This is a genomic window from Vibrio sp. B1FLJ16, assembly GCF_905175385.1.
In the GTDB taxonomy this organism is placed as follows: domain Bacteria; phylum Pseudomonadota; class Gammaproteobacteria; order Enterobacterales; family Vibrionaceae; genus Vibrio.
Window position 1 is genome coordinate 176,853 of record NZ_HG992749.1, and the last position, 24,321, is coordinate 201,173.

Consider the following 24,321-nt stretch of genomic DNA (forward strand, 5'->3'; position numbering starts at 1 on the left):
TTAATTCCGAAATAAACAAAGAAGTTACCTAAAATCAGGTAGAAAAAAGGGGAAGCTTTCACTTCCCCAGACGTGCGACTGACTCACACTTAATTTTAATTGTCGCGACTTGGTTTAGCCTTGAGTCTCTAAGAAATTAATCCAGGGGCTCGCAACTGCTTTTAGGTCAGGGGACTGAGCGGCACTCTGCATCGCTTTGAGTGCATTGTCCGGCTGATTAAGCTCAAAATATGCCATCCCGCGAATGTAGGCTAATTCACCCTTTTGATCGCGCTTGGCATCAGAAGCCGCGTTTTGCGTAAACTTCGTCGCTTCTGAATACTGCTTGTCTAAAATCATCAGACGAGCGATTTTTATTTGAGTTTTTGCTGTTGGCGCAAGATGGTAAGCCTGCTGATAGACCTCGATTGCACGCCCAAGCTCTTGCGCTTGCTGCCAGAATGCTCCCTGCTTTTCTAAGTTTTCTGCATTACGCTCAACATGACCTTCTTCGAAGGCTGCCTGAAGCGTTTTTGCTGCTCGGTAAGGGACCCCTTGGTAAGCCTGGAAGTTTGCCAGACGTAAGTACTCTTTCTCCTCTTCCAGAAGTCCCATTTTATGAGCCATCTCCAGAGTTGAAAGCGCATTACGCTCTTGGTTTAATTCCATGTAGATACCAGACAGTTGCGTCCAGTAACGCTTATTTCTCGGGTACTTAGTCGTCAGAGTATTCAGAACTCCTGCAACACTCTTGAACTGTTTAAGTTCATAATGCGCTGACATCAGTAACTGGTACCAGGATTCACTAGGGTCTTTACTCATTGCGATGGCTTTCTTAGTCGGCGGAATCGCATTTTTGTAATCTTCTAGTTGAATGTAAGCACTGGCTAACGTGATGTAAGCGTGAGCTTGTGGTTTTTCTTCTGTCGTCTCTGCAATTTTGAACCATTCATTCATCGTAGAGACGGATTTTTTGAACTGACCTTCAGCAAGATATAACTGAGCCAGGCTGTAGCGTACTTGCTGTGCAACAGGCACTGGCAGAGCATTCAGGCTCAGCGCATCTGCGAAATATTTTGCAGCTTTCGAGTAGTTATCTTGCAGAGAGTACAAAAAACCCATTTGCTGCAGCAGGACTGCACGATCATATTTACGCTTTTCGGTGCTCTCCAGTGCTGAGCTTAGCTTAGAAAGCGCCTCCGAATATTTCTCGGTAGCGATCAACTCCTGTACTTTGTTTACTGTTCTGAACGTTCTGTCTGACAACTCAGGAGCGGCGGATAAAGCAGGCGCGCCATACGCACCTGCAATAATCACCAGAGAAGCCAACAATTTTGTATACGATTTCATGATTGCGACCCCTTAGTTGGTAGAGAACTCGATTTCTTGAGAAAGGCGCGAACTGACCGCTTTACCATCGACCATTTTAGGTTTGAAGGTCCATTTGGATACTGTTTTGCTCGCTGCTTTACCCAAGCCTAACTTACGCGGTGTTTCTTTTAAGACTGTTACATCTTCAACGCCACCGCGTTCGTTAACCGTAAACTCTACAAGCACGATACCTTTCTCAATTCCTGCACGTGCCGCTTTACGTGGCATCTGAGGTTGGAACGTGGCCAGAGGAACCGGGCCTCCGCCGCCTATAACTTGAGCACCACCACCTTGTGTGTAGTGCCCCAGTACTGAACCGCCGGTTACGTTGACTGGCAGGTCTAGCTTAGGCATATTCATCGGAACCTGATCCATCACCGGCTTCACTGTCGACGTCACCTTCATTTCTGGTGGTGGCGGCGGACGCTTAGGCGGTGGCGGTTTCGGCAGTTCGCGTTTTTTCTCCTGTACTTTTTCGTCTGGTTTAATGCGAATGAAGTCGACCATACGTTTGTCGTCATTCGACACTAGCTCGTGGCGCTCTTTGTTTACCAGCTTGTCCATCCCCCAGAACAGTCCGAGGGAGACAATGAGCGCCAGTGCAATTGAGGCCAGATACCGCATAAGCCTAATCCTTACCGGTTGCGGCAATGGAGATGCTTTCTACACCCGCCATCTTAATCTGGTCCATTACCTTCACGACTACCCCTGCATTAGCTTCGGTATCAGCCTGGATGACAACAGCACCGTCAGGACTTTCTGCGCGAAGACGTTCGATGTTGGCGCGAACAGCATCGACTTCAATACGTCGTTTATCGACCCACACGTCCCCTGCAGCACCAACTGCAACCATGATGTTACCTTTCTTCACGGTTTGTGCTGAGCTTGCCGTCGGGCGGTTTACTTCAATACCAGCTTCTTTAACGAACGATGTTGTTACGATAAAGAAGATCAACATGATGAATACGATGTCGAGCATCGGTGTCATATCGATAGCGTTTTCATCACTGCTATCACTGCTATAGCGTCTTTTCATGACCTATACCTCTAATTCCATTTACTCAGGCAATATGCTTTAACTTGTCTTCCAGCTTTTGCGTTGTGACTTTGGCTAAATGATCAAGACGTGAACTAAAGAACAGTCCTGATAGCGATGCCACCATCCCGGCTAACGTTGGGATTGTTGCCTTCGATATCCCCGAGGCCATTGCCCGGGGGCTTCCTGTTCCTGTTACCGCTAAGATGTCGAATACCTGGATCATGCCGACGACAGTGCCAAGCAGGCCAAGCAGGGGACAGAGCGCAATCAGTACTTTGACAATTGGCAGACCCTTTTTATTCTCAATATCCTGACGAGAAACGATTTCTTGTCGGATCATCTTTGCGTTCCAGCTTTGATGTTCAGAGCGTTCGCTCCAAAGACCCACGGCTTTTTTCGCGGCTCTCGGAGCAACAGCGGTAAAGTAGAACCAACGCTCTAACAGTACTGCCCACAACACGAAGCTGAGGATGAAGATGGCGACGAGAACGTCACCACCCATTCCCAAGAAGCGCTTAATTGATTCAAGTTCTCCAACTAACCACCACATAACGCCTCCTTAGCTTTCGGCTTTATGCAGTTTTTCCTGATAGCGAGCGATGAAACCTGCACTCTGTTCTTCAAGAGTTTGAACCAAACGACGACCTTTACTGTGTACAAGGGTGTAAAGGAACAGAAGAGGAATTGCCACAACCAGACCTAGCATGGTTGTTACTAGTGCTTCAGAGATACCGCCAGCCATCAGTTTCGGATCGCCGGTACCAAATAGCGTGATTGCCTGGAACGTACCGATCATACCCATTACTGTACCTAGTAGACCTAACAGAGGTGCTACAGATGCAAACAGTTTGATAGAGCTAACGAAACGTTCGATTTTTGGCGCGTTACGCAGGATGATTTCGTCCAGTTTCGCTTCCAGATCTTCAAGGTTGTCGCCTTTGTGCTCTTGGTAAGCCTGGATAACTTCACCTAGTGGGTTACCAGGAATAACGGTCTCAGATTTCGCCTGTTTACGCATTTTGCCGCCGATAATCTGAAGGCGCAGGAAGCAGAATAGTGCGATGATTACACCCAAAGCACCCATAGCCAGGATGACGTAACCAACGATGCCACCCTGGTCAATACGTTCTTCAACGGTAGGGCTCTGTACAAGTAGCGATAGGATTACGCCACGAGACGGGTCAAGAAATAGTGGTTCGTAAGTGCCTTTTGCTGACTCGAATCCACCAACCAGACCTGTGATATTTTTGCTTGGCTGACGTGACAACTCTTCAAACTTCGCAGTCTGAGGAACGTAGGTGACGTATTTACCATCAGCAATTGCGTTAAATTCACCGATTAGCTTAACGTCGCGAACCGCTTCTTTACCTTCACCGTAAACGACAGTTGCAGGTGTCGTTGTTGTTTCACCAGACGCAATCACTTGCTGAAGGATAGTGTGCCAGAATGCTTCCAGCTCTTGAGTTGATGGCAGCTCTTTACTTTCTGCCAGTTTAGTCAGTAGTGCGTCACGCTCCGGGAACTGAACGGCATTTTGCGAAGCGGCAAATAGACCTTTAAATTCACCAGCGTACTGACGAACCACACCAAACATCTCACCCAGGGTACCTGAGCGAACGCGTAGCGTTTCAGTCAGCTCAGTCAGCTGTTTGTCATTATCATCGAATGTTGCTTTGAGCTGATCGCCAAGCGCTTGTTGTGAAGCCAGTTCGTTGCGAGCTTGTTGTAGCAACGCCGCTTGTTGGTCTCGATCGCGTTTAAAGATTGCTTCACGCTCTTTATTCTCTTTCGACTCAACGATACTTTCTGATTTTACGCTTTTCAGTAGTTCCGATAGGGTTTGTGGTGTTTCTGCCTGAACGCCAGAAATCATAAATAGGCTAGCTAGTAGGCCAGCGGCCAGAGTTTTGAATCCTTTCATCTCTTATTCCTCCCCAGCAAATACAGGCAGTTTGATCAGCGATGGTGGCGCTTGCTTCTTAGCGATGCGCAGGCCTTGCTGTACAGCGATACGGTAGCTTTCAGGTAATGATTCCCATTGACGGGTCTGTTGGTTCCACATACCTGTTTCACCACCGTCCGGAGATTGGAACAGAAGCGCCGTACGACCTATGCGTAAGAAGTCGTAAGTGACCACTTCGCCATTACGATCCAGGCTGGCTTTGTAAGATTCGATCGAGCGCGAGAAGCCATCTTCGATTTGGTAAGCTTCCATCACTTTACGGAATTTTTCTGAAGTCGTTACGTCAGCGCGGTCCATCAGGCGACGTAACTCCTGAACGCGTTTATTACGCTCTGTTTTTTGGAATGGCAGATCGAGAGTGACAAATTCGTCTAGCGCATCGATCATTTTCAGAGTTAGAGGGACAACTTCTGTTGCCGTTTGATCGATTTGAGCAATTTGGTTATTGAGTGAGTCCAGCTCGCCTTGCTGTGACTGAACCATACGGTTAATTTGCTCGTTGTAGACTTTCATACTGTCGATTTGACGAAGTAAGCCTTTGTATTCAGCCAACATGCCTTCAGTACTTTCAGCATAGTTGTCGATTTTTTCTTGAGAAGCCTGTGAAGACTTAGTGGTTTGTGCCTGATTAGCGACGACGGTTCCTGAGTCAGCAGCCATTACAGCACCACTTACCGAGAGGATCGCGGTAGCAACAGCACTTACGCCAAATTCCTTTAACGTCATAGTAGCATCCTTGTTAGTGTATAAAGTCAGTCAGATAAGGCTGGCACAGTGATTTGTGCCAGCAAATTGTGAATACTTAAAATTAGTATTTTACATTTAGGTTTACGTAGAAGTAGCGGCCAGTCACATCGTATGTTGTGGCATCTGTGTTAGCTGCAATGGTATCCAGAATCAGAGGTGGCTCTTTATCAAATAGGTTGTTGATACCACCAGATAGCGTGATGTCATTATCGAACATGTACGCCGCACTCACATCATGGTACACCACAGTAGGAACATTAAAGTCGTAGAATACTGCGTTGCCATCTGCATCTTCACCGGCTAGTGAGTAATCAACACCTTTGATCATGCGTGCAGTCCAATTGGTGCGCCATTGATCATCAGCTAGGCCAAGGTTTAGGTTCGAGCGCCACTTAGAGTAGGTATCGTAAGTATGGTTGTACGTACCAGCGATCTCATCTACTGTACCGTCTGCTTTTTCGATATCGTAGTTAAGTGTGTAAGTGTTTTCCCAGTTCACTCTTAATGTTGCGAAATCGAAGTCATATGCGTAGCGAATGTTGAAGTCGATACCAGAGGTTTCAAGTTTGCCCACGTTAGTCAGACGCGCATTGATGTACTCGATGTTTCCATCATCAAAGCGTTGGATGTTTTCACAGTACTGTCCTTCAAGAGCACACTTGTCCAGCATTAGCTGTGGGTCAATAACATCGATCAAGTCTTCCAGTTCAACCTGCCAGTAGTCCACTGTTGTTGAAAAGCCATCGATAAAGTCAGGTGCGTAAACAAAACCCACCGATGCGCTGTGGCCTTGCTCTGGTTTTAGATCTTCATTTGCGCCGTAGTAAACTGGGAACTGAGCACGTTCACTGGTGTCCAGGCCTGCAGTATCGGTAAGAGTCGGGTATGATTCATAAACGCCACCATATAAATCGGCCACGGTTGGTGCTCGGAATACTTCATTGTAGTTACCTCGTACCATCAATGTCTCAACCGGTTGGTACAGCATGCTGTAGCCCCAGGTCGTATTCTGACCGAAGGTTGAGTAGTCATCACTGCGGACAGCAACTTTTGCTTCCAGGTATTCAGCTAGCGTTACTTCAGATAGCAATGGGACGAGCAGTTCACCATAGAAAGAATCAACCGTGTACTGTCCAGAAGTAGGAGAATCCGCATTACCACTAGAGTTGCCCAGTACTACCAACGCATCAGGTTGGCTTGCGCCTTTCTCTGTACGTGTTTGGTAGCCAGCTGCGAACGCAATAGTACCCATTTGGTATTCGAAGATATCACCACTGACGTTAACATCAAATGTGCGCTGTTGATTGTAGCCGGTATCCTGGCGAGTGAAGGTCATATAATCTAGAGCTTCTTGGCTGATACCACCAAAGAGATCCATTGGCACACAGCCTTCAATTTCATCACCAGCAGAATCAAGACACTTACCATTTTCTGAAGCACCAATCGCATTGTTAACGCGATCTTTCATGAATACGTTATCTTCAATCTGAGTTGTTTTTGTTTTACCCCAGTTAAAGCTGGTGTCCCAAAGCCAACCGTTGGAAAATTCACCATCGAGAGCGAAGACAAAGCGCGCTGTATCAGATTCGAAGAAGCGGTTTCGGCCACCGGTCTCCACCATACGACGACGCCAGTCGACAATATCTTCGCCAGTTGGGTTGTACTCGTTGTCTGCAGAAATAGGATCGTAGCCTGGTGTGAATTTACCAAAAATAGGTTCTGCAGCCAGCAGGTAGTCTGATTTAGAGTTAGAGTAAAGCCCTTCGAAGCTTGCTGTTACAGGTCCAACGTACTCATTCTCAGTTAGCAGGTAGTGACCTTGCGCTGCAAGATACATTTTCTTAGCTGGTCGTTTGAGGTAGTTGTCAGGTGCGTAGTTGTATGTGTCATCCGGATGGACATAGTCACGCAGGTCTTCACTGCCTTCCGGCCCGTAAGTTTGTCCGTCATAGTAGCCCCAAGGTGTCGCACTACTACCACCGACGTAACTTCCGCCCATACCATCATGCATCAGGTCAGTGTTTGCAAAACTACGATCTGCGCTACTGATTTCTTTCTCTTCAGTATATCCTGCCGAGAAAGTCAGGCCACCTCGATCATTCGAGGTGCCTGCTAGCATGCTGACCTCAACTACTTCACCATCGCTTTCCGAAGTGCGGCCCGATTTTACGTTAACTTCAAATCCTTCGAAGTCTTGTTTGGTAATGATATTTACAACACCGGCGATCGCGTCTGAACCATATACTGAAGACGCACCATTTTTAAGAACTTCAATACGCTCAACCATTGCTGTAGGAATCATATTTAAGTCAACACTAGCATCTGCGCCAGTGCCGCCTAAAACCATTCTTCGTCCATTTACCAGTACTAAGGTACGCTCTGAAGAAAGGCCGCGCAGGTTAACGGTTGCTGAACCATTACTACCGTTGTTTACGGTTGAGCTTTGCACTGTACCTGACACGCTCGGTATTTGGCGTAGAATGTCACCTACCGATACTAGACCGGTGTTCTCAATATATTCAGATGAAAGAACTTGTACAGGCTCCGACCCTTCCATGTCAACGCGTGAAATACGCGAGCCAGTTACCTTCATCTTTTGAAGTTTTTCAACTTGTTGCTCTTCTGCCTGGGCTGCTACAGGGGCAAAAGCTGCGGCTGTCCCTAATGCAAGGCTGATAGCAACAGACAAAGCCGTTGTTTTTTTATACATCCTTGTTGCTCCAATTTATTATTATTTCCCTATGTCTGGCCGCATAGCGGCCTAATGTGACGTTAATGTGTCGTTAACGTGCGACCAATGTATAACCGAGGTCAAAAATGGAAGTCAAACCAGTGGTAAACGGGGATGGTTAATTGTAAAAAAGATGTAAAAGACCAAGATGGAATTAAAATGCAGGATAATTGTCTAATGTAAGTGTTAAGAATGACATTAAAGCTCGATAAAACACCGTGTTTTGTCATTCTTGTAAACTTTAATGGGTTATATTGTGTATACTTTTTGAGCGGGCAATTGAGTCTGAAAAAATGTATTTTCCCAGTGAATAATTCTGATACGAGTTTTATATGAAATGCTAATCATGTTGGCTCTAGCACGTTGAGTGGTATCAAAATATGATACCCGTTGCTAGCAAAGGGCTCACTCGTGTTTTTGAGTCAATATGCCTAGGTCACATATGTATTTTTATTCTGAAAAAGTGCGTTTTTATGTAGTGCTTTGGCTCTAAAAGACCCAGGTTGATATTCTGTATGAATTTTTTTTTGTGGTTTTTTTATCATTTTTTTCTAATACATTGCGTTTTTTTTTAATAGCGCCCAAAGTGCGTCATGTTTTGTTTTTAAACACTTGAAGCGAATGTGGATTCAAGCTAAATATTACGCTGACATTTTTTGTAGTTAAAAATCTCAAGCCGTTGAAACACATGGAACGTGCTTCACTAGTCTGAGATTCTGCAAAATAGATATTCACCATTTGGGGCTGGTCATTTCTCAGTTCAGCCGGCCTGAATTGGACAGTAGACAAGGAGCAGGTTGTATATGCTGTCGTACTTTTTACGCCGTTTAGCGTTAGTCATTCCGACGTTTCTCGGGATAACCATTCTTATATTTGCTATCACTCGTTTTGTACCAGGTGGTCCTGTTGAACGCATGTTGTCACAGATGCAGGCTCAGGGTGATGGCGCTGCGTCAATGACCACTGCAGGCGGTAACACTGCACTTTCAGATGACCAAATTGCTGAACTGAATGCTTTCTATGGCCTCGATAAGCCGGTTATGGAAGCGTACGTTGAGTGGTTAAGTCGTCTGGTTACATTGGACCTGGGTGAGTCGACCCGTTACTACGAGCCGGTATCGGAGATGATCGCAGAACGTTTGCCAGTCTCGCTGTTTTACGGTGGAATGACGTTCTTTATCAGTTATTTCATATCCATTCCCCTTGGTTACTACAAGGCACTCAAACATGGCTCCGTGTTTGATTCTGCTTCCTCGATACTGATATTCGTCGGTTATGCCTTACCCGGCTATGTGGTAGGCGTACTGTTGATCACCCTGTTCAGTTATCACCTCGAATGGTTCCCGATGGGCGGCTTCGTCGGCGATGACTTTGATGATTATGAAACCTTCTTCGAGCGTGCAAAAGACATCATGTGGCATGCGGTACTGCCGTTGATTTGTTACCTGATCGGTGACTTTGCCACGCTGACCATGACGATGAAAAACAACCTGATGGAAAACTTATCCTCAGATTACATTCGTACCGCAATCGCTAAAGGCCTGCCGTTCAAGAAAGCCGTTCGCCGACACGCGTTGCGTAACAGCTTAATTCCTATTGCGAGTCACTTTGGTAACTCTTTACTGTTCTTTATGACCGGTGCCTTCCTGATCGAAGTTATTTTCAATATCGATGGTATAGGCCTGCTGGGTTATGAATCCATCATGGAACGTGATTATCCCGTAGTGATGGGCATTGTTGCTATCAACGCGATCCTGCTGCTGATTGGTAACATTATTTCCGATATCTGTGTTGCTTTAGTCGACCCTCGTGTGAAGTTTGGAGCGTAATATGATTAAAGTCAGTCCGTTAACTCAAAAGAAAATTCGCCACTTCAAAGAGATCAAACGTGGTTACTGGTCGTTTGTGGTGTTGTCGATCATGTTGATCCTTTCCCTGTTTGCAGAGCTGCTGATCAACAGTAAAGCACTGGTGGTTAAATACGACGGTAGTTTCTACTTTCCTGTCGTGAGCGATGTGCGTCTGGGCAGTGATTTCGGTCAGGATTCCGCAGGTGAAGCGGATTACCGCGTGCTGCAAAAAGCCTTTGAAGAGCAAGGCGGTGATAATTTTGTAATATTACCACTGGTGCCTTGGAACCCATTCGAGCAGGACTTCAGCGGTGATTTCCCGCCAACTGCGCCGAGCGCCGAGAATAAGCACTATTTAGGTACTGACGTTATCGGTCGGGATATCTTGGCACGTCTGGTATACGGCTTCAGAACGGCGATGGGGTTCGCTTTGCTGACCATGATAGTGTCGTATGCGATTGGCACAGCGGTAGGTTGTGCAATGGGCTTCTGGGGCGGTAAGTTTGACTTGTTTGTTCAGCGACTTATCGAGATCTGGTCTATGGTGCCATTCCTCTACGTCATCATGATTCTGGTTTCGATTGTGCAGCCGACCTTTGCTCTGTTTGTTGCCATCAACGTGCTCTTCTCCTGGATGGGGATGACCTGGTACATGAGGACCATGACCTATAAAGAATCGGCGCGTGAGTATGTGATGGCAGCGCGTGCTTTGGGGGCGTCAACCGGCCGCATTCTGTTTAACCATATACTTCCTAATACCATGGTTATGATTGTAACGCTGGCGCCATTTACGATTGCGGCCAACATTACGGCACTCACCGCGTTAGATTACTTAGGCTTAGGGCTGATGCCACCAACACCAAGCTGGGGTGAACTGCTGCAGCAAGGTAAGTCAAATTTAGACTCTCCATGGATTGTATCTTCGGTAGTAGCTTCAATTGTATTGGTACTGGTGATGGTGACTTTCATAGGTGAAGCGATCCGTGCAGCATTCGACCCGAAAAAGTTCACACGCTATGTTTAATGCTCATCGCAGTAAACAATGGCTCATGTCTGCTTGTTAGAATACTCGAGAACTTGGTTACAAATTTTGATTGCAGAATAACGACTTATCGAAAGCTTGTGCCTTGTTCTCAAGAATTTCTCCTAAGCTATATCTGAACACTCATTTACTGTGGTTGGTGTAAATAAGCATATTGAACAGAACATAAAATAGGGAAGTTTTATGAATAGATTACTTTTAGCGTCTACGTTAACCGCCCTGAGTTTCGGTGTGATGTCCGCGACGCTTCCGGCTGACCTTGAATGGCAGACGAACTGGGATGAACCTCAGTACGGTCTCCTGAAGCAAAACGTGGTGGTACATATCGTACCTACATGTCGAGTTTTCCTCAGACGCTTCGCAGCGTTGGCCCTGATGCGAATGCCGGGCTGCGTTCGTTTTTCCTGGATGAAACGCCTGGGTTAGTTGTTCGTCACCCTGATACGCTGGAGTTCATTCCGGAGCTGGCGAATGAGTGGGCATTAGCTGGTGACAATAAAACGGTTTATTTCAGACTAAACCCTGCAGCGAAATGGTCAGATGGCAAGCCGGTGACCGCGGACGACTTTGTTTTTATGCTTCATTTCTACCGCTCCAAAGATATTCTTGAGCCCTGGTACAACGATTACTACAACAAAACAGTCGCTGATGTCGTTAAATACGATGAGCACACTTTCTCTGTTGTCGCTGCCACAGAGTTCAACCCGGAAGAATTGATGCTGAGAATGGGAGCTTTGCGCCCGCGTCCTGCCCACTTTTATGCTAACCCTTCAAAAGATGAAAACGGCGACGGCATCCATGATGACTTTGTGCGTTACTACAACTTTAAAAGCGAACCAACTACCAGTGCCTATTACCTGGACGATATTAAGAAAGGTAAAAGCGTGACCTTCAAGCACGTAGGCAAAGACTGGTGGGGTTACAGCAACAAGTACTATCAAAACCGCTTTAACGTCGACAAAATTCGTATCACCGTCATCCGTGATAATGACATCGCGATGAAGCACTTTGAGAAAGGCAGTCTTGACTCCTTCCCATTAGTACTGCCAACGCTCTGGTACGACAAATCTAACTCAGAGCCGTATCAGAAAGGCTATATCGAAAAGTTCTGGGGTTACAACCAATATCCGGTCGGCGCTGGTGGCATTTGGATCAATACGGCGCAACCGCTGTTAAGCGATCTTAATGTACGTAAAGGCGTGACTTACGCGACGGACTTCGACGGTATGATTGAAAACGTCCTGCGTGGTGACTACTCACGCAAGCCTAGTCCGCTTGGTTTCGGCCATGGTAAGTACTCGCTGCCGGATACTAAAGCACCGGCATTTGAGGTTGAGAAAGCGATTGCCGCTTTTGAAGCGGCAGGTTTTGATTCGATTGGCCCTGACGGTATTCGTGTTAATGACAAAGGTCAGCGCCTGAGCTTTGAGCTGACTTATGGTACGCCTGTCCATACTCCGCGCATTGCTTACCTCAGAGAGCAGGCTAAGCTGGCCGGGCTGGACATTGAGCTGAAGCTGATTGACGGCTCGTCGATGTTTAAATATGTTCGCGAGAAAAAGCATGATCTTGCATTCTTGACGATGAGTACTTCCGAGATCCCGACCTACTGGGAATACTTCCACTCGGTCAATGCTAACAAACCGCAAACTAATAACTTCACTAATTACAGCACCCCTGAGCTGGATGAAAAAATCATGGAGTATCGCTTTAGCTTAGATATGGATAAGAAGGTCAGGCTAGGACACGATATCCAGCGCGACATTATCGATGCGCATGTGATCATCTCCGGCTATATGGTGCCTTACGTACGCTACGGTCACTGGCGCTGGCTGAGATTACCGGAGAAACCGATGAACCGCATGACAGAGTCGCTGTACAGTGACGGCATGATTGGTGACGGTACATACTGGATCGACAGTGATATGAAGAAAGAAACTGAAAAAGCGATGAAATCAGGTAAGGCATTCGAACCTGTAGTTGAAATCGACGACACTTATAAACTGTAAGGAATAAGCCGTAGGGCGATGTTATGGAAAACGATGTAATCTTAAGTGTTAGAGACTTGGAAGTAGAATTTACCACCGACGATGGTCCGGTAAAAGTGCTTCACGGTGTGAACTTTGATGTTCGTGCCGGACGCACACTGGGTTTAGTTGGTGAGTCGGGCTGTGGCAAGAGTGTTACCTCTATGTCTATTATGGGACTACTGCCTAAACCATACGGAAATATAGTTAACGGTGAAGTGAATTATCGCGGAACCAACCTCGTGGAGCTGCCAGCAAACGAAATGTATGCCATGCGCGGTAACCGAATTTCGATCATCTTCCAGGATCCGATGACTGCCCTGAATCCTGTCCACACCATAGGCCGTCAGATATGTGAAGTGCTGGAACTTCACCGTCCGGAGCTGGATAAGAAATCACGTGAGTCCTATGCGGTTGAAATGCTGGATAAAGTGAAAATTCCGATGCCGGATAAACGTCTCAATGAGTACCCACATAACCTATCCGGTGGTATGCGCCAGCGTGTGATGATTGCAATGGCACTGGCCTGTAAGCCTGACATCCTGATCTGTGATGAACCAACAACTGCGCTGGATGTAACTGTACAGGCGTCTATTCTTGAACTAATGAATGAGCTTCAGGAAGAGACCGGTATGGCGATGATCTTCATTACGCACGACCTTGGTGTGGTAGCAGAAGTATGTGATGACGTAGCGGTGATGTACGGCGGGCGTATTGTTGAAAACGCAGAGATTTTTGAGCTGTTTGATAACCCGCAACACCCGTACACAGAGCGTCTGATGGGCCTGATGCCGAGCTTAGATAATGAACCTAAGCAGATGATTGATATCAAACCTATAGATGCAAGTATGTTTGCAAGCTAGCTGGTGCAAAGTCGAGTCATAAAAGAGGATGTTATGGCAAAAGAAGTATTAAGAATTGAAAATCTTAAACAGCACTTTGTATCTGGTAAGGGGCTGTTTAAGAAAGGGTATACGATTAAAGCGGTAGATGGAGTCTCGCTGTCGGTCGGCGAAGGGGAAACACTTGGTCTGGTAGGAGAATCCGGCTGCGGTAAAAGTACCTTGGGTCGTACCATATTAAAGCTATATGAACCAACTGAAGGCAAAATATTTTTCGAAGGCAAAGACATTACCAGGCATTCGGTAAAAGAGATGCGCTCACTTCGTAAAGATATGCAGATTGTTTTCCAGGATCCGATGGAGTCGCTCAACCAGCGTCATACCATTGGTATGATTCTCGAAGAGCCGTTCGTTATTCACAAAATCGGTACGCCGGCGGAACGCAAGCAGTGGGTGAAAGAGTTGCTGGTGAAAGTCGGCCTGCCGGAAACAGCAGTAAACCGTTACCCGCATGAGTTCTCCGGCGGTCAGCGCCAGCGTATCGGTATCGCACGTGCGATTGCGCTTAAACCTAAATTGCTGATCTGTGATGAGTCCGTATCGGCACTGGATGTATCGGTTCAGGCACAGATCCTAAACCTGCTGCTGCAACTGCAAAAGGAAATGAACTTAGCGATCATCTTTATCTCTCATGACTTATCGGTGGTTAAGCATGTCTCTGATAAAGTCGCCGTGATGTACTTTGGTAAGGTGGTTGAAGCGGGCAGTGTAAAAGAGATCTACGCTAATCCGCAGAACGAATACACCAAGAAGCTGCTTTCTGCGATTCCTATTACGCACCCTAAATACAGGAAGAAAAAGCGCTCAGCGGAAAAAAAGCAGCAAGTGGCGTAAGCAGTGCCACGGCAATAGCAAACAAGAAACGCTCCGCCACATAGGCGGAGCGTTTTTTTTTGATATTCTTTTTGAGTTTGAATGCTACACTCAGGTTTATCTCTTTGGTTTCATTTGGATAATTGGCTATGGCGTCAGAGCTACCTAAATCTTTCAGTCGACCGTTCTTAAAAATTTTCCACATCTTTGAAGCGATATTACTTGTCGCTATTACCCTCGCAACCTTGTATGCGATGGTGGAGGAGTTTATCCACGTTTTTGTTGAAAGGCGTGTTTTACTGACAGACATCCTGTTGATGTTTATCTATCTCGAAGTGTTGGCGATGGTAAGACAGTTCGTGATGAACGGTAAGATCCCGGTACGATATCCGATCTATATCGCGATGATGGCCATTGCCCGCTATATCACGCTTGGAATGAAGGAGTTGGATGCAGTTCCGGTTGTCTGGCTGTCTCTGGCGGCACTGATCCTGGCGGCTGCGACTTTGTTAATTCGTGCGGGTCATCATTACTGGCCGTATGTTGATAACCGTACGGCAGAAAAAGACGAATAAGCCACGTTACTTTATTGATTTTACTACCATATTAATTTGTGGCCGGACTGTTTCAGTTCGGCTACTTTTTTGTAGTAACAATGTTGCTGTTCATCAAGTTATTCTGGTGGTTATTTTATTTACTCTGTTTTATTTGTGACCTGGGGCTTATTACCTATTTATCTATAAGGATATTTGTCACATTTATTATTTTACGCAATTTACTTTGTTTATGTTTTTTCTGAAAATGAACTCATCGGTCAACAACTATAACTAATGATGGAATTAGAAATGAGTGAAAATCTAAAAAATCAAAATAAGTTATGGTCAAGCTCACTAGCTTGGTATACACACGACTTCGATCTAAAAATTCTTCCTTCTTGCATTCACGCCTAATTAATACGTCTATTTAGCAATATATTGCTTTCGTTAAATATTCGTTACCCTTGTGACATCTTTTTAAAGTTCGATATTTACGTTCTGTATTTATAATTCAGTTCAATGGTCGTATTTTATCTAAAATTAATTTGTTTTAACTTAACTGATTCATTATTCAGTGCGACCTCTTGCGCCCTAATTAAATCGTAGGTGTAAATGAACTCGTCTGATTAATAAAATATTATTGATAGGTATTATTATGGAAAACTTTAAGCATCTACCAGAACCATTCCGCATCCGTGTTGTTGAGCCAGTAAAAACAACAACCAGAGAATACCGTGAAGAAGCTATTTTAAAAGCGGGTATGAACCCATTTCTGCTAGACAGTGAAGATGTGTTTATTGATCTGTTAACCGACAGTGGTACAGGTTCTATTACACAAAAAATGCAAGCGGCAATGTTAATGGGCGATGAAGCATACAGTGGCAGCCGAAGCTACTACGCTCTGTCTAATGCAGTGAAAGATATCTTCGGTTATGAGCTTACAATCCCGACCCACCAGGGCCGTGGTGCAGAGCAAATCTACATTCCGATTCTTATTAAGAAACGTGAGCAAGAGAAAGGTCTTGATCGTTCTAAGATGGTTGCTCTGTCTAACTACTTCTTTGATACCACACAAGGTCATACTCAGGTTAACTGCTGTGTAGCGAAAAACGTTTATACAGAAGAAGCTTTTGATACTTCAGTAAATGCGGACTTTAAAGGTAACTTTGATCTGGAAAAACTGGAGCTGGCAATTGAAGAAGCCGGTCCGGCAAACGTGCCTTACATTGTAAGCACAATTACCTGTAACTCGGCAGGTGGCCAGCCAGTTTCAATTGCGAACCTTAAAGCGGTTTACGAGATTGCTAAACGCTACGATATCCCGGTCATTATGGACTCAGCACGTTACGCAGAGAACGCATACTTTGTTCAGCAGCGTGAACCTGGCTACCAGGACTGGACAATCGAAGAAATCACTCGTGAAACATACAAATACGCAGATGCACTAGCAATGTCTGCGAAGAAAGATGCCATGGTACAAATGGGTGGCCTGCTATGTTTCAAAGACGAATCCATGATGGATGTATACACTGAATCTCGCACTCTTTGTGTTGTTCAGGAGGGCTTCCCGACATACGGCGGTCTTGAAGGCGGCGCAATGGAACGTCTGGCTGTTGGTCTGTACGACGGTATGCGTCAGGAGTGGCTGGAATACCGTATCGGTCAGGTGCAGTACCTGGTTGACGGTCTGGAAGCGATTGGCGTTGTATGTCAGCAAGCGGGTGGTCACGCAGCGTTTGTTGATGCAGGTAAACTTCTGCCTCATATCCCATCACACCAGTTCCCGGCACACGCACTGGCTTGTGAGCTTTACAAAGTTGCGGGTATTCGTGCGGTTGAAATCGGTTCTCTGCTATTAGGTCGCGATCCGGCAACTGGCAAGCAACATGAGTGTCCTGCTGAGCTACTGCGCCTGACTATTCCTCGTGCAACTTACACTCAGACTCACATGGACTTTGTTATCGAAGCATTTGAGAAAGTAAAAGCAAATGCCGAGAACGTGAAAGGTCTGGATTTCACTTACGAGCCACCAGTGTTACGTCACTTCACTGCTCGACTAAAAGAAGTCTAATTTAATCCCAAATTAAACCTTTAATAATATGCGCACCTTTCCCTCTTTTTAGGTGCGCATAAAATCAATAATCACTCATTACTTAACTTACATTAAATTGTTATATGAAATTTGGATATTTTATATGACTGTTTCTTTGATTAATAAAAAATTATAAAAACATTAAAAATTAAAATGAATTCTACTATCCAAACTTGAAACAATTTCGCGGGAAATTATTATGAAAAAAAGCCCATCTTTATTAGGCGGCTCTTGTATTATTGCAAGTGTCTGTGTTGGTGCCGGTATGTTGGGATTGCCCAGCGCAGGCGCCGGAGCATGGACAACATGGTCGCTAATTGCAATTGCATTTACTATGGTAATGATGACAGTATCCGGTTGGATGTTGTTAGAAGCGTTTAAACGTTACGATTTAAAAGTATCGTTTGATACTGTTACCAAAGATATGTTAGGGAGTAAGGTTAATCACATTAACAATTTAGCCGTCTATTTTGTTGGTGGTATTTTACTATATGCGTATACAACTTCTGCAGGTTTAATTCTTCAAGGCGTTTTAGATATAAATAATAAAATAGCCTCAGTTCTCTTTGTCGCAGTATTCTCTCTTTTTGTATGGCACTCTACTCGCGCAGTAGACAGAATTTCTGTCGTATTAATCGCATTCATGGGATTAAGCTTTGTATTCGGTGTTTCCGGACTTGCTTCTAACGTCGATACATCAGTCTTATTTGACCGTATCAGTGAAGAATCAAGTTATGCACCTTATGCCATGGCCATGCTTCCTGTTGCGCTAACATCTTTTGGTTATCACCATTCAGTCGCAAGTATGCGCTCTTACTACGGTTGTGAAAACCGTGCTAAAAAAGCCATTCTTGGCGGTACGGTTATTGCGCTGACGCTTTACTTCCTGTGGATGGTAAGTATATACGGTAACCTTCCTCGTACTGAGTTTGGCCCTGTTATCGAGCAAGGCGGTAACGTAGAAGCGCTACTTGCTGCACTTGGCGGTGCTATTGATTCAGATAAAGTCGCGAACGCTATTAATGCATTCTCTATGGCGGCAATCCTTTCCTCTTTTATTGGTGTTGGTCTGGGTGTTTTCGACTTTTTAGCGGACTTCTTCAAGTTTGAAGACACTAAGCAGGGTCGTGCAAAAACCTGGGGTGCCACTTTCTTACCACCACTAGTGTTATCTCTACTATTCCCGTTCGGTTTCGTTATTGCAATTGGTTATGCAGGCGCAGCCGCGACAGTCTGGGCTTGTCTGACACCGGCATTCCTCGCTCGTAAGTCTCGTAGCATGGAAGGTGGTAATGAAGGCTTTATGGCTCCGGGAGGCAACGTCATGATTGCCATTTTAATTATCTTTGGTGTGTTGACCGCCGCATTCCACTTCATGTCAATGCTGAACCTACTCCCTGTATTCGCAGGTTAAATAAGCAAGCAGTCTGCTCATATCTTTGGGCGGGCTCTATTCCTGATTCATCCAATAAATTTGAGAAATAACAATGACAGATATTTTAAATACTTCAAAAGCGCCGCTTGCAATTGGTCCTTACGTACAAGGTGTGAACCTAGGAGGTATGGTCATTACTTCTGGTCAGTTACCGATTAACCCTGAAACAAAAGCGATGCCAGAAGATGTGGCAGAGCAAACTCTGCAGTCATTGAATAACGCTTTAGCCATTATTCAGGAAGCGGGTTTAACGGCTCAGAACATCGTGAAAACAACGGTGTTCGTGAAAGATCTCAATGACTTCCCTGTTGTGAACAAAACCTACGGTGAGTTTTTTGAAAGTCACAATGCCTCATTCCCAGCCCGTTCTTGTGTGGAAGTGGCTCGCTTGCCAATGGATGCAAAAGTCGAAATTGAAGTGATCGCGACTAAGTAAATTAACCACGAAGTTTAACAAACCCTAATAACAATAATTTTCCAATCTGGAATTCAAGGCATGACAGGAAGTCAGGAGATGATTTTTTGTTGTGCCTTTTTATTTAAATCCACTCATGTCGGAACTTAATATGAAAAATAATACTAAAACTCTATTACTCACCGCTGGTTTAGTTATGTCCAGCCAGGCGATGGCAGTGACGGTTTATCAGGACGACACTAATAAGGTAGACGTTTCGGGCGCATTCCTGATGGATTACTGGCAACCGGTTCACTTTTTAGATCACTATTTTAATGCCAGCCGTACGACTTTAGGCATCGCGATTGAACGTCAAATGGATAACGGCTGGTCCAGTGATGTGAAGTTAGAATGGGATACCATTGTAAATCCGCCATCTAATACAATTGGTGATACTGGTCATGACCAGTTCCGCAACCGCCTGGGCTACATCACTATTAATAATGAAGAATACGGTAGCTTACGTATTGGTAAACAATATTCGGCATACCATGATGTAGCTGGTTATATGGATAACCTGATTGTATTCGATCCGGATGCAACTCCGCTGTTCAGCGATGGCAAAGATGGTGGTTTCCTGGCAACGGCGCGCGGTGACAACCTGGTTGTGTATCGCAAGGGTTTTGGTGATCTGAACCTTTCCGCTCAGTATGGTTTTAACAATGTGTCTAATGTCGCCGGTGACTTATCTCGTGATAACAACTATGCGGTAGCGGCAAGCTATGACTTTGACTTCGGTTTGAGTCTGGGTGCGACTCATATGCAGAACAAGGTAGAAGGCTCAGTAGCAGGTCTCGATGACGGAGACTCTCAACAACTGACAACGATTGCAGCTAAGTATTCGTACAAAGGTCTGCAGGTTTCTGCTGCCATTACCGATGGTAAGAAAGCCCATGAAACTGATCTGTTAGGTTACGGATTTGATGGAACTGCGCCGACAGGAAAGTCTAATTACTATGCAGATGCAACGGGTTACGATCTTTACGCTCACTACTACTTTGATATCGGGTTGCGTCCTTATGTATACCTGTCTCAGGTAGACTTCGATGACAGCGATGTAAATATTGATGGTGAGCGCAGTATCTACTCTTTCGGCTTAAGCTACCATGCGACACCGCAGCTGATTATCTCCGGTGAGGTGAGAAAAACGGAAGAGGATAAGTTAGGTGCAGGTAAGCAGGACGATACGTTGTCAGGCATGACAATCATCTACGCATTCTAATCGTGGTTTCAGATGTAGAAACAAGCTGGTTTTGGTGAGCTGATAGCACTTTGTGGATCACTTAAGTAAATGTAAATAACCTTATCTCGAGTTCAGGTTACATTTCCTTAGTCCGGAACAAGCTGATAATAAAAAAGACGCTCTAGTGAGCGTCTTTTTTATTTGAAATTCCGGCTGTATCTTATGCAACAGACATAAAGCATAACAGTCCAATCACTGCGAATGTAGGTACATACATTGTGATAGCAGTCATTGAAGGCGTTAACACTTTATCCAGTTTAAGATTATTTTTGCCGTCTAAAATTGATAAAAGTGCTGAGTTCATTTTTTCACCGTAGTTATTGGTTTGTATCTAAGATAACAACGGGATGCATTTTACTACCAGTGTGATTAGTGTCAAATTTTTAATCAAAAAAAGTTTAATTATTGTTCTTATATTTTAGTTAATCTAATTGGTCGTGCTGAAGAGAACAAAAAAAGCCCTTATCAGTAAGGGCTTTGAAAATACAAGGATTGTCTGGTCCTGAAACAGGTCGAAACCTTATTCTATGTTCTGAATTTGCTCACGCATCTGCTCGATCAGTACTTTTAACTCAACGCCGGAAGCGGTGATATCAGTACTGATAGACTTAGATGCCAGCGTGTTCGATTCGCGGTTGAACTCTTGCATCATGAAATCCAGACGACGGCCAACGGCGCCACCTTTTTTAAGGATGTTCGTGGTTTCTTTCACATGCGAATCCAGACGATCCAGCTCTTCGGCCACGTCAGACTTCTGAGCCAGTAGGATCAGTTCCTGCTCTACGCGAGAAGGATCGAGTTCCACTTTGGCGTCTTCAAACTTAGAGAACAGACGCTCACGCTGCCATTCCAGGATTTCTGGCATACGCGCACGCACTTTGACGACTTCAGCTGTGATTGCATCCAAACGTTGTTCAATCAGTGCTTTCATGTTGTCGCCTTCACGGCCACGTGCATCAATAAACTCGCTCAGAGCTTCATCAAATGCACTCAGTAGTTCTTTATTGACTGCATCCATGTCCTGCTCAGGCGTTTCCATCACGCCAGGCCATTGCATCACCTGGAACGGGTTGATACGGCTGAGTTCACCCGTCATGTGCATCACTTGTTCTGCTGCTTTGATCACTTGGTTAGCCAGTGTTTCATTGATACTAAGCTCACCTTTTGCTGCCGGGTTGGCTTCAAAACGCAAGTTACACTCAACTTTACCGCGCGCAAGGCGCTTACGGAAACGCTCACGCAGTACTGGCTCTAGGCCGCGAAACTGTTCTGGCATGCGGAAATAAGTTTCCAGGTAGCGCTGGTTTACACTGCGGATTTCCCATACAGCCGAACCCCAATCGCCTTTCACTTCTTTGCGCGCATACGCAGTCATACTGTAAATCATCGAATTTTCCTGTCTTCAATTTTTGAAAATTACCCTGAGAGTGTATCACGGAGTGAGCCTTGGTGCGCGATGTCGAGTGATATCACTGCTAAATGTTCTGAGTTGGGTGCTTTGTGACCTAGGAATCCGGAGTCGATTCCGCTATAATCTGCGCCCAACCAAATCGTCTTCTCCTCATATTTAAGGTAGATGCCCATGCGTCCAAACGATCGCAAGGCGGATCAAGTTCGCCCAATCAAAATTACCCGTAACTATACTGCTTATGCTGAAGGCTCAGTGTTAGTGGAGTTCGGTAATACTAAAGTGTTGTGTAATGCGACCGTCGAAGAATCTGTACCACGCTGGCTAAAAGGCCAAGGTAAAGGCTGGGTAACTGCTGAGTACGGTATGCTGCCACGTGCAACACACTCTCGTACTCGCCGTGAAGCAGCAAGTGGTAAGCAGGGTGGCCGAACCATGGAAATCCAGCGTCTTATCGCGCGCAGCCTGCGTGCTGCTGTGGACTTGAAAGCCATGGGCGAGTTCATGATCACGGTTGACTGTGATGTTATTCAGGCTGATGGTGGTACTCGTACAGCTTCTATCAGCGGCGCAAGCGTTGCTCTTGCAGATGCATTCCAGCACCTGGTTGATAACGGCAAGATAAAAGCGAACCCGATGAAAGGCCACGTAGCGGCAGTTTCTGTTGGCTTACTGGGTGATGAAGTTCTTTGTGACCTTGAATATGTAGAAGATTCAGCAGCCGATACAGACATGAACGTTGTTATGACTGAAGAAGGTAAGATGATTGAAATTCAGGGCACCGCAGAAGGTGAACCGTTCAGTCATGAGCAGCTGATGGCGTTGCTGGAGTCGGCGAAAATCGGCATTACCGAAATTGTCGCGGCGCAGAAGGCGGCGTTAGAAAATTAATTATTAAAATAGCTTCCCCGAAAAGGAAGCTATTTTTTTGAGTGTTAGTCGGGGCTCGAACCTAGACAATGACACTGATATCCATACACAAAAAAGAAAATTGAGGGAAATCCATGAAAGCATACCAGCGTGAATTTATTGAGTTTGCACTTGAGAAAGAAGTTCTTAAGTTTGGTGAGTTTACTTTGAAATCAGGCCGTAAGAGCCCTTACTTCTTTAACGCTGGTCTTTTCAATACTGGTCGTGATCTGGCTCGTCTTGGCCGTTTTTACGCAGCAGCACTGGCAGATTCAGGCATCGATTTTGATGTGCTGTTTGGTCCTGCGTACAAAGGTATCCCTATCGCGACAACAACCGCTGTAGCACTAGCTGACCACCACGATATTGACACGCCATACTGCTTCAACCGTAAAGAAGCAAAAGATCACGGTGAAGGCGGTAACCTGGTCGGTTCTGCACTTGAAGGTCGCATTATGCTGGTTGACGATGTTATTACTGCCGGTACAGCGATTCGTGAATCAATGGAAATCATCAAAGCGAACGGTGCTGACCTGGCTGGTGTATTAGTTGCTATCGACCGCCAGGAAAAAGGCAAGGGTGAACTTTCTGCGATTCAGGAAGTTGAGCGCGACTTCGGCTGCGCGGTGATTTCTATCGTGAGCTTAGGTGATCTAGTTACTTACCTTGAAGAGAAAGGTAACGCGACTGAGCACCTGGACGCAGTAAAAACGTACCGAGCTGAGTACGGCATTTAATAAGCTAGGCTTTCTTGGCTAATAGCTTAAAAAAGCAAAAGGGGCTGGTGGATATCCATCAGCCCCTTCTCTTTAATCTGGTTCTTATTTATCTGTAGCGAATCCCTTTCGGCACGCTTTCATCCTGCATGGTCTTGTAGCGTTTATGCAGCCACATCCACTGTTCTGGTGCGCGCAAGATAACCTCTTCTACATACTTGTTCATGTATGCTGCTGCGGCAACTTCGTCTTTTTGCGGGTAGTCGCCTTCAATGCACTTATCCGCGATGAGCTCGTATTTACCCTGATTATTGCGGAAGCCTGAGCCCGGAATAATTGCACACTTAGAGGTGTAAGCCAGAATGCTTGTACCAGTGGTCGTACAGGCGTCCTCTATGGCAAAGAAGGGCACAAAAACGGATTTATTCCGCCCGTAATCATGGTCTGGTAGGTAGAACAGACGTTCACCATTACGCATTACACGAATCATCTGCTTCAAGTCTTTACGGTCAATCAGTTTATTACCGTTATGGGTACGCCCCCAATACTGGATAAAGTTATAAGCCGGATTGTCGTGCGGACGAAATGCGCCGTAACCTGCAAGCCCCATTACGGCAAAAGCTCGGGCCGTGATTTCCAGATTCAAAGCGTGGACACAACAGAGTAGAACACCTTTGCCCTCTGCCGCTTTTTCCCGCAGTGCGCCAAGATCTTTTTCTACCAGTAGAGTTTTGAAACGCCAGGTCGGCCAGAACCAGGTGATGCCGGTTTCGATCAGAGCCATGCCAGTATTTTTGAAGTTCTCTGTGACGATATGCTCAATCTCTTCTTGAGATTTATCCGGAAACGCCAACTCCAGATTGCGCTTTGCAACATGAACGCGTTTTTTACCGTAGCGCATACCGAGTTTACCTAGCGACTGACCTAACGCCAGGAGTAATCGGTACGGAAGAATATTGACGATGATTGCCAGCAAACCAAACCCGAGCCAGACTCCCCAATTACGGGGATGAAGAAGAGAAACAGAAAACTCGGGCTGAATGTATTTGTCTTTACTCATAATC

Annotated in this window: 20 protein-coding genes and 1 pseudogene; 12 read left to right on the plus strand and 9 right to left on the minus strand. The window is 45.5% G+C overall.

The window, feature by feature from the left end; all coding sequences use genetic code 11:
* Positions 1-114: 114 nt before the first annotated feature.
* The 7 genes from KHN79_RS00830 to KHN79_RS00860 all read right to left on the minus strand — a co-directional run bounded on the left by KHN79_RS00830 (position 115) and on the right by KHN79_RS00860 (position 7,809).
* On the minus strand, positions 115-1,329 hold the full coding sequence (locus KHN79_RS00830) for a hypothetical protein (protein ID WP_182009833.1): 1,215 nt from the start codon (positions 1,327-1,329) through the stop codon (positions 115-117).
* 12 nt (positions 1,330-1,341) lie between these two features.
* Complete coding sequence (locus KHN79_RS00835; protein ID WP_182009832.1) at positions 1,342-1,974, minus strand: energy transducer TonB; 633 nt, start codon at positions 1,972-1,974, stop codon at positions 1,342-1,344.
* Between the two features lie 4 nt (positions 1,975-1,978).
* Positions 1,979-2,386 carry a biopolymer transporter ExbD gene (locus tag KHN79_RS00840; RefSeq protein ID WP_182009831.1) on the minus strand — a complete coding sequence of 136 codons (408 nt, stop codon included), beginning with the start codon at positions 2,384-2,386 and terminating at the stop codon, positions 1,979-1,981.
* Between the two features lie 25 nt (positions 2,387-2,411).
* Positions 2,412-2,939: a MotA/TolQ/ExbB proton channel family protein gene (locus KHN79_RS00845; RefSeq protein ID WP_182009830.1), complete on the minus strand. Its 528-nt coding sequence runs from the start codon at positions 2,937-2,939 to the stop codon at positions 2,412-2,414.
* A gap of 9 nt (positions 2,940-2,948) precedes the next feature.
* Positions 2,949-4,310 carry a MotA/TolQ/ExbB proton channel family protein gene (locus KHN79_RS00850; protein WP_182009829.1) on the minus strand — a complete coding sequence of 454 codons (1,362 nt, stop codon included), beginning with the start codon at positions 4,308-4,310 and terminating at the stop codon, positions 2,949-2,951.
* 3 nt (positions 4,311-4,313) lie between these two features.
* The gene (locus KHN79_RS00855) at positions 4,314-5,078 is read right to left on the minus strand and encodes a DUF3450 domain-containing protein (protein ID WP_182009828.1); all 765 of its coding nucleotides are present in this window, start codon (positions 5,076-5,078) and stop codon (positions 4,314-4,316) included.
* An 82-nt stretch (positions 5,079-5,160) separates the two neighbouring features.
* Positions 5,161-7,809, minus strand: a complete 2,649-nt coding sequence (locus KHN79_RS00860; RefSeq protein WP_182009827.1) for a TonB-dependent receptor — start codon at positions 7,807-7,809, stop codon at positions 5,161-5,163.
* An 824-nt stretch (positions 7,810-8,633) separates the two neighbouring features.
* Between KHN79_RS00860 and KHN79_RS00865 the strand changes: the two genes are divergently transcribed.
* From KHN79_RS00865 to KHN79_RS00910, 10 genes and pseudogenes are all read left to right on the plus strand, one after another.
* On the plus strand, positions 8,634-9,659 hold the full coding sequence (locus KHN79_RS00865) for an ABC transporter permease subunit (protein WP_182009826.1): 1,026 nt from the start codon (positions 8,634-8,636) through the stop codon (positions 9,657-9,659).
* Between the two features lies 1 nt (position 9,660).
* A complete protein-coding gene (locus KHN79_RS00870) occupies positions 9,661-10,704 on the plus strand; it encodes an ABC transporter permease subunit (protein ID WP_182009825.1) in 1,044 nt (347 codons plus the stop codon).
* Positions 10,705-10,905: 201 nt separating this feature from the next.
* Positions 10,906-12,731 (plus strand): annotated as a pseudogene (locus tag KHN79_RS00875) (extracellular solute-binding protein).
* Positions 12,732-12,754: 23 nt separating this feature from the next.
* The gene (locus tag KHN79_RS00880) at positions 12,755-13,612 is read left to right on the plus strand and encodes an ABC transporter ATP-binding protein (RefSeq protein WP_182009823.1); all 858 of its coding nucleotides are present in this window, start codon (positions 12,755-12,757) and stop codon (positions 13,610-13,612) included.
* A gap of 33 nt (positions 13,613-13,645) precedes the next feature.
* A complete protein-coding gene (locus KHN79_RS00885; protein WP_182009822.1) occupies positions 13,646-14,485 on the plus strand; it encodes an ATP-binding cassette domain-containing protein in 840 nt (279 codons plus the stop codon).
* A 128-nt stretch (positions 14,486-14,613) separates the two neighbouring features.
* The gene (locus KHN79_RS00890) at positions 14,614-15,039 is read left to right on the plus strand and encodes a phosphate-starvation-inducible PsiE family protein (protein ID WP_182009821.1); all 426 of its coding nucleotides are present in this window, start codon (positions 14,614-14,616) and stop codon (positions 15,037-15,039) included.
* Positions 15,040-15,655: 616 nt separating this feature from the next.
* On the plus strand, positions 15,656-17,071 hold the full coding sequence (gene tnaA / locus KHN79_RS00895; protein ID WP_182009820.1) for a tryptophanase: 1,416 nt from the start codon (positions 15,656-15,658) through the stop codon (positions 17,069-17,071).
* A 220-nt stretch (positions 17,072-17,291) separates the two neighbouring features.
* On the plus strand, positions 17,292-18,506 hold the full coding sequence (locus KHN79_RS00900; protein ID WP_182009819.1) for an aromatic amino acid transport family protein: 1,215 nt from the start codon (positions 17,292-17,294) through the stop codon (positions 18,504-18,506).
* 73 nt (positions 18,507-18,579) lie between these two features.
* Positions 18,580-18,963, plus strand: coding sequence for a Rid family detoxifying hydrolase (locus KHN79_RS00905; RefSeq protein WP_182009818.1), 384 nt, complete (start codon positions 18,580-18,582; stop codon positions 18,961-18,963).
* 130 nt (positions 18,964-19,093) lie between these two features.
* Positions 19,094-20,203 carry a porin gene (locus KHN79_RS00910; RefSeq protein WP_182009817.1) on the plus strand — a complete coding sequence of 370 codons (1,110 nt, stop codon included), beginning with the start codon at positions 19,094-19,096 and terminating at the stop codon, positions 20,201-20,203.
* A gap of 541 nt (positions 20,204-20,744) precedes the next feature.
* Here the strand turns inward: KHN79_RS00910 and KHN79_RS00915 are convergent.
* Positions 20,745-21,611, minus strand: a complete 867-nt coding sequence (locus KHN79_RS00915; RefSeq protein ID WP_053313189.1) for a YicC/YloC family endoribonuclease — start codon at positions 21,609-21,611, stop codon at positions 20,745-20,747.
* 195 nt (positions 21,612-21,806) lie between these two features.
* Here KHN79_RS00915 and rph point away from each other — a divergent pair, with 195 nt between their 5' ends.
* Both rph and pyrE read left to right on the plus strand, forming a co-directional pair.
* Entirely contained in the window at positions 21,807-22,523 is a 717-nt protein-coding gene (rph, locus tag KHN79_RS00920; protein ID WP_182009816.1) for a ribonuclease PH, read from the plus strand.
* Between the two features lie 113 nt (positions 22,524-22,636).
* Positions 22,637-23,278 carry an orotate phosphoribosyltransferase gene (gene pyrE / locus KHN79_RS00925; RefSeq protein ID WP_182009815.1) on the plus strand — a complete coding sequence of 214 codons (642 nt, stop codon included), beginning with the start codon at positions 22,637-22,639 and terminating at the stop codon, positions 23,276-23,278.
* Positions 23,279-23,366: 88 nt separating this feature from the next.
* Here pyrE and KHN79_RS00930 read toward each other — a convergent pair whose 3' ends face one another.
* Positions 23,367-24,317, minus strand: a complete 951-nt coding sequence (locus tag KHN79_RS00930; protein WP_182009814.1) for a Kdo(2)-lipid IV(A) acyltransferase — start codon at positions 24,315-24,317, stop codon at positions 23,367-23,369.
* Positions 24,318-24,321: the final 4 nt, after the last annotated feature.